Source organism: Yoonia sp. (genome assembly GCF_042093035.1).
GTDB lineage: Bacteria > Pseudomonadota > Alphaproteobacteria > Rhodobacterales > Rhodobacteraceae > Yoonia.
Genome location: NZ_JBELFI010000137.1, coordinates 1 through 6,004, shown reverse-complemented (window position 1 = coordinate 6,004; position 6,004 = coordinate 1). Strand labels below are relative to the sequence as shown.

The 6,004-nt window shown below is 58.9% G+C and carries 6 protein-coding genes; 3 read left to right on the top strand and 3 right to left on the bottom strand.

Annotated features, from left to right (window positions below; genetic code table 11):
* The first annotated feature begins 178 nt into the window (after window positions 1–178).
* From ACFDSS_RS13120 to der, 3 genes are read left to right on the top strand one after another with little or no spacing between them, the layout of a single operon-like run.
* Window positions 179–835: a hypothetical protein gene (locus ACFDSS_RS13120; protein ID WP_375256181.1), complete on the top strand. Its 657-nt coding sequence runs from the start codon at window positions 179–181 to the stop codon at window positions 833–835.
* 21 nt (window positions 836–856) lie between these two features.
* The gene (locus ACFDSS_RS13115; RefSeq protein WP_375256180.1) at window positions 857–2,152 is read left to right on the top strand and encodes a PQQ-binding-like beta-propeller repeat protein; all 1,296 of its coding nucleotides are present in this window, start codon (window positions 857–859) and stop codon (window positions 2,150–2,152) included.
* A 49-nt stretch (window positions 2,153–2,201) separates the two neighbouring features.
* Window positions 2,202–3,674, top strand: coding sequence for a ribosome biogenesis GTPase Der (der, locus tag ACFDSS_RS13110; RefSeq protein WP_375256179.1), 1,473 nt, complete (start codon window positions 2,202–2,204; stop codon window positions 3,672–3,674).
* Here der and ACFDSS_RS13105 read toward each other — a convergent pair.
* The 3 genes from ACFDSS_RS13105 to ACFDSS_RS13095 all read right to left on the bottom strand — a co-directional run.
* Window positions 3,649–4,368, bottom strand: coding sequence for a hypothetical protein (locus tag ACFDSS_RS13105; protein WP_375256178.1), 720 nt, complete (start codon window positions 4,366–4,368; stop codon window positions 3,649–3,651). The two genes, der and ACFDSS_RS13105, sit on opposite strands and share 26 nt — an antisense overlap.
* A 90-nt stretch (window positions 4,369–4,458) precedes the next feature.
* Window positions 4,459–5,751 (bottom strand): serine--tRNA ligase, encoded by a 1,293-nt coding sequence (gene serS, locus ACFDSS_RS13100; RefSeq protein WP_375256177.1) that lies wholly within the window; start codon window positions 5,749–5,751, stop codon window positions 4,459–4,461.
* Between the two features lie 4 nt (window positions 5,752–5,755).
* The coding region (locus ACFDSS_RS13095; RefSeq protein WP_375256176.1) for a hypothetical protein at window positions 5,756–6,004 on the bottom strand (249 nt) is incomplete at its 5' end.

Sequence of the window (6,004 nt, the reverse complement as noted above, 5' to 3'; positions counted from 1 at the left end):
CCCGACGCTCTTCCGATCTTTCACTTTACCAATGTCATGCTGCCAGAGCAAGCGTGCAATTCTGCGTGATAAAGCGACCTTTGGAATGGTTTTGCGGCTCGGCCCTTGTTCATTGTGCAGGCTTCACGATATGAACGCGCAGGACAGATCAAATTCCTTCCAAGAATGGGGACATCAGGTGAGCGATACCGACAGTTTTATCAACGAAGTCACCGAAGAAGTGCGCCGTGAGAAGCTCTTTGGATATCTGCGGCGTTACGGTTGGATCGGCGTGGCGGGTGTCCTGTTGTTGGTGGGCGGGGCGGCATTTAACGAATACAGCAACGCGCAGGCGCGCAATGCTGCACAGGCGACCGGTGATGCCTTGTTGGCCGCCCTTTCCGAAAACGACCCGGCAGTCCGCGCGCAGGCGCTTGAGGCGGTCCCCGCAGATGGCAGTGCTGCGGCAGTGACACTTCTGCTGCGTGCGGCCACCCAACTGGAAGCAGGCGCTGTTGATGCCGCGCGCGCCACCCTGAACGCCTTGGCGGTCGATCCTGATGCGCCGCAGATGTACCGCGATTTGGCCGCGTTCAAAGCGGCTATCTTGCCGTCTGATGATGTAGCGGCGCGCAAATCGACGCTTGAAGCGCTCGCGGCTCCCGGTATGCCGTTCAGCTTGCTGGCACAGGAACAGCTAGCCTATCTGGCCCTGACCGAAGGCGACCGTGACGCAGCTGTTGCCCAGTTGCGCCGCATCGAAGAGGACGCCTCTGTGACACGCAGCTTGCGTGAACGGGTCCAGACCCTCATGGTGGCATTGGGCGAAGAGCCGAACGATATCGTGACCCAGTAACGCGTTGATTGGACTTAAGTTGTGGCGTTGAAAAGAACACTTGCTGTATTGTCTCTGGCCGTTTTGGCTGCCTGTGGTGAACGGGAAATCATCCTGCCCGGTGACCGGCAGGACATTCGTGATGAGACGGTTTTTGAAAATCAGGTGGCCCCGATTGCATTGCCTGCTGCGCAGGTGAATACGCAATGGGGACACCGCAATGGTTCTGCGGCGCATAGCATCACGCATCCCGCGCTTGGCCGTGATCTGCAACCGGTCTTTGTTGCCGACATTGGGGAGGGCGATAGCCGCCGTGCGCGCATCACCTCGCATCCGGTTGTGGCCGGTGGCGTGGTCTATACTATTGATGCAATGGCGCTTGTGACGGCCACATCACGCGATGGCGCGATGATCTGGTCGCGTGATCTGACCCCTGCGGGCGACGATCGCGGCGACGCATCGGGCGGTGGGATCACTGTCAGCGGTGACCAGCTTTATGTGACAACCGGCTACGGAGAGATATCTGCGCTTGATGCGGCAACAGGGGCGCCGCTTTGGGTGCAGGATCTCGATGCGCCAGCAAATGCCGCCCCTACGGTGCGCGATGATCTGGTCTATGTGGTGGCGCGCGACAGCTCAGCCTGGGCGCTTGATATCAACAGCGGACGGGTGCGCTGGCAGCAATCCGGCGCGCCCTCGACCGCGAATTTTGGTGGTGGCGCATCGCCTGCGGTCAGCGGCGACTACGTTGTGTTCCCATTCCCATCAGGCGAAGTACGTGCGACCTATCCTCTGGGCGGTATTCCGCGATGGTCTACTTTTGTGTCTGGTGAGCGGCTCGGCAGTGCGGCCTCCATCGTCACAGATATTGCTGGCGATCCGGTGATCGTCGGCAACCGGGTCTACATCGGTAACTTTGGCGGGCGTAGCGTGGCGCTGAATTTGACTGATGGCAGCCGGATCTGGACAGCGTCGGAAGGGGCGATCAGCCCGATATGGCCCGTAGGCAATGCCGTGTTCTTGATTAATGATATCAACGAATTGGTCCGTCTGGATGCAAACACGGGTCTGCCAGTCTGGCGCGTGGCCCTGCCCACATTCGAAGGCGGCGAACGCACACGCAACCAACGCAGCATATTCACCCACTTCGGCCCGATCCTTGCCGGGGGGCGTTTGATCGTCACATCCTCTGACGGGCTGATCCGCGAATTCGACCCGACCTCCGGGGCGCTGATTGGGACAATTGATTTGCCTGGTGGGGCCGCCTCTGGACCTGTTGTTGCCGATCAGACCCTTTACGTTCTGAGCAAAACAGGGCAATTGCACGCTTTCCGTTAGTCGCGCAGAATCGTATCTGCATGGTGCGAACCCGAAAGGTGCGTTTGAGATGAGCTTTACCCTTGCCATTGTGGGGCGTCCGAATGTGGGCAAATCCACCTTGTTCAACCGTCTGGTTGGCAAGAAGCTGGCTTTGGTCGATGACCAGCCGGGGGTGACACGTGATCTGCGCGAAGGCGAGGGGCGGATTGCCGATCTGCGTTTTACCGTGATTGACAGTGCTGGTCTGGAAGAGGCCACTGACGACAGTCTGCAGGGCCGGATGCGCCGTCTGACCGAACGCGCGGTTGAGATGGCCGATGTGTGCCTTTTCATGATCGATGCCCGCGCAGGGGTATTGCCCGCCGATGAGGTGTTCGCCGATATCCTGCGCAAGAAGAACGCCAATGTGATCTTGGCCGCCAACAAGGGCGAAGGCAAAGCCGCCGATGCGTCGATCCTGGAAGCCTATTCACTGGGGTTGGGTGAGCCGATCCGCATGTCTGCCGAACACGGTGAGGGCATGGGCGAGTTGATGGATGTTTTGCGCCCGATTGCGAATACCCATGCAGAGCAGGCCGCCGCAGATGCGCCAGAGGTTGATGTGGATGTCGGTGACGATGATGAGGATGCGCCGCGCGTGCCGACCCGGGCCAAGCCTTTGCAGATCGCCGTTGTGGGCCGTCCGAACGCGGGAAAGTCTACGCTGATTAACAAGATCCTCGGTGAAGAGCGTTTGCTGACGGGCCCGGAGGCAGGCATTACGCGCGACGCGATTTCCGTCCAGAACGACTGGGCGGGGCCGGATGGTGTGGGCGTGCCGATGCGGATTTTTGATACCGCCGGTATGCGCAAGAAAGCCAAAGTGCAGGAAAAGCTGGAAAAGCTGTCGGTCTCCGACGGTCTGCGCGCCGTGAAATTTGCCGAAGTTGTTGTTGTGCTCTTGGATGTTGAAATCCCGTTTGAGCAGCAAGACCTGCGCATCGCGGACCTCGCCGAACGGGAAGGACGTGCGGTGGTTGTGGCCGTGAACAAATGGGACGTGGAAGACGAAAAGCAGGCGAAACTCAAAGAGTTGCGCGAAAGCTTTGAACGTCTTTTGCCGCAGCTCCGTGGCGCGCCCTTGGTGACTGTGTCTGCGAAAACGGGCAAGGGGCTGGACCGGTTGCAGCAGGCGATTATGCGCGCGCATGATGTGTGGAACCGCCGTATTTCTACCGCGAACCTGAACCGGTGGTTGACAGGGATGCTCGAACAGCACCCGCCGCCTGCACCGGGCGGCAAGCGCATCAAGATGCGGTATATGACGCAAGTGAAGACCCGTCCGCCTGCCTTTGTCGTGATGACATCGCACCCCGATATGATGCCGGAAAGTTATAAGCGGTATCTGATTAACGGGCTGCGGGTGGATTTTGACATGCCCGGCACACCGATCCGGCTGTTTTTGCGCGATCAGGGCGACAAGAACCCTTACAAGGACAAGAAATCGTCGCAGCCGTCGCGGCTTTCAAAGCATCTCAAGAAGGGGTCAGGCGACCGCTAGGCCGTGTCAGAACAACCAGCGTCAGCACAATGACAATCCCTGCGGTGGCAAGGAGCGTGACACCAATGAAGGCGGTCTGATTGGCCAAAACGATACCGATCAGCGCCCAAACCACGGTGAGCCCGTAGGCGGGCGCGCCCGTGCGCAGCAGCACCACTGTTGCCAAACCCAGCGCCCCCAGAATGCCAAGGTATGCCCAGCCGACCTGGTCGGTCAGAACGCCGTAGCCTGCCGCGGTGGTGCCCAGTGAAACGAACGCGGCCACGCTCAGCCAGCCGGCGTAGATCGCGACGGGCACGGCGAACAACCATTTGTCGGATTTGGGTGCGCGGGTCAGAGCGATGACAGCGGTCAGCGCCATGATAAAAATCGTCACCGTTGCCCAGATCGCGCTGTCATTGGCAATGGCGAGCCAGGGTGTGCCCACGCCAAGACTTATAATGAGCGGCAGGCGGGCATTGTCCCAGCCAGCGTCGTCGGCGCGGCGCCAAATACCAAAGACGGCGGACACAACAAGCCAGCCATAAATCAGACCCCAAATCGCAAATGCATAGCCCGCAGGCTGTACAGGCGGCTGGATTTGCGGAATCGGCAGTTGATCGGGGCGAAAGCCGCTGAAAGGGTCCGTCAGCAGCGGTGACATCACAAATGTCGCCGTCACGATCAAACTGGCGATGGATAGAAACCGTGTCATGGAAACCTGCCTTCAGTCATTGTGACATGACAAATCAGAGTTGCAATACGGATTAAAAACAATCCGTAACATTATGTTTTATAACAATAGCTATGCCATTTTACCGTCAGGTGCAATGATCGTCTTGCCACGCAGATACGGATGCAGCGCCTCCGGCATCATCACTGACCCATCCGCCTGCTGACCATTCTCGACCACGGCAATCAGTGCGCGTCCCACCGCAAGGCCGGACCCGTTCAATGTATGGACGAACTGTGGTTTGCCGCCCGCGTCGGGCTTGTAGCGCGCGTTCATGCGGCGCGCCTGATAGTCACCCGCGACAGACACGGAACTGATCTCGCGGTAGGTGTTCTGCCCCGGCAGCCAGACTTCAATATCATGGGTCTTGCGCATCCCTGCACCCAGATCGCCGGTGCAAAGCACGACAGTGCGGTAAGGCAACTCCAGTTTTTCAAGGATCGCCTGTGCGCATCTCGTCATGCGGTCATGTTCAGCGGCACTTTCCTCAGGCCGCGTAACGCTCACCATCTCGACTTTTTCAAACTGATGCTGTCGCAACATGCCAGAGGTATCGCGCCCCGCAGAGCCCGCCTCGGAGCGGAAACACTGCGTATGGGCCACATAGCGGCGGGGCAGGTCGCCTTCGTCGATGGTCAGCCCGTTGACAATATTGGTGAGCGTCACTTCGGCCGTCGGGATCAACCACCAGCCGTTCGTTGTCTGGTAGCTGTCCTCGCCGAATTTTGGCAACTGACCGGTGCCATACATCATCTCTTCGCGCACAAGGACAGGGGTGATGGTTTCGGTCAGCCCGTGTTCTTCGACATGCACATCGAGCATGAATTGCGCCAAGGCACGGTGCAGACGGGCCACGGCGCCGGATAGCAGCACGAAGCGGCTGCCAGACAGCTTCGCAGCGGTCTCGAAATCCATGCCGGGGCGAATTGCGGGAATGTCGAAATGCTCAAGCGGGGTGAAATCCAGCGTGGCTGGGGTGCCAAAACGGTGGATTTCCAGGTTGTCATCTTCGTCGGAGCCGTCTGGAATGGTCGGGTCCGGCAAATTGGGAATGCCCATCAGCAAATCGGTCAGCGCGGCATCTTCGGCCTTGGCCTGTTCATTGAGCGCGGCAATCTGCGATTTTTTTTCAGCAACCAGCGCGCGCAGACGATCAAATTCCGCGTCATCACCACGTCCCTTCGCGGCGCCTACCTCTTTCGCGGCTTTGTTTGCCTCTGCCTGCGCTGTTTCGGCGGCCAAAATCTTGCCGCGGCGCGCCTCATCCATTGCCAAGATCCGCGAGGACTGAGGCGCGATCCCACGACGAGACAGCGCCGCGTCGAATACGGCGGGGTTGTCACGAATGGCGCGAATATCATGCATGAGATCAGTCCTTGTCAGGTGTTTTGGTGCCGCCCATATGCCTCATTGCGGCAGCTAAGTGAACTGCCAAATGTAACGATACGCGGCCATTGGCGCAGGCGCGGGGTGATGCATTCTTGCGGTCGGAACCGCCGCATAAATGCCATACTGCGCGACAACCTGTGTGATTATGGGCATTGCGTGGACGATTCCACTTGCCGAACATTGTTCTCCATTTCAAACAAAACGTACAAACACCAAGCAAAATAGGGTT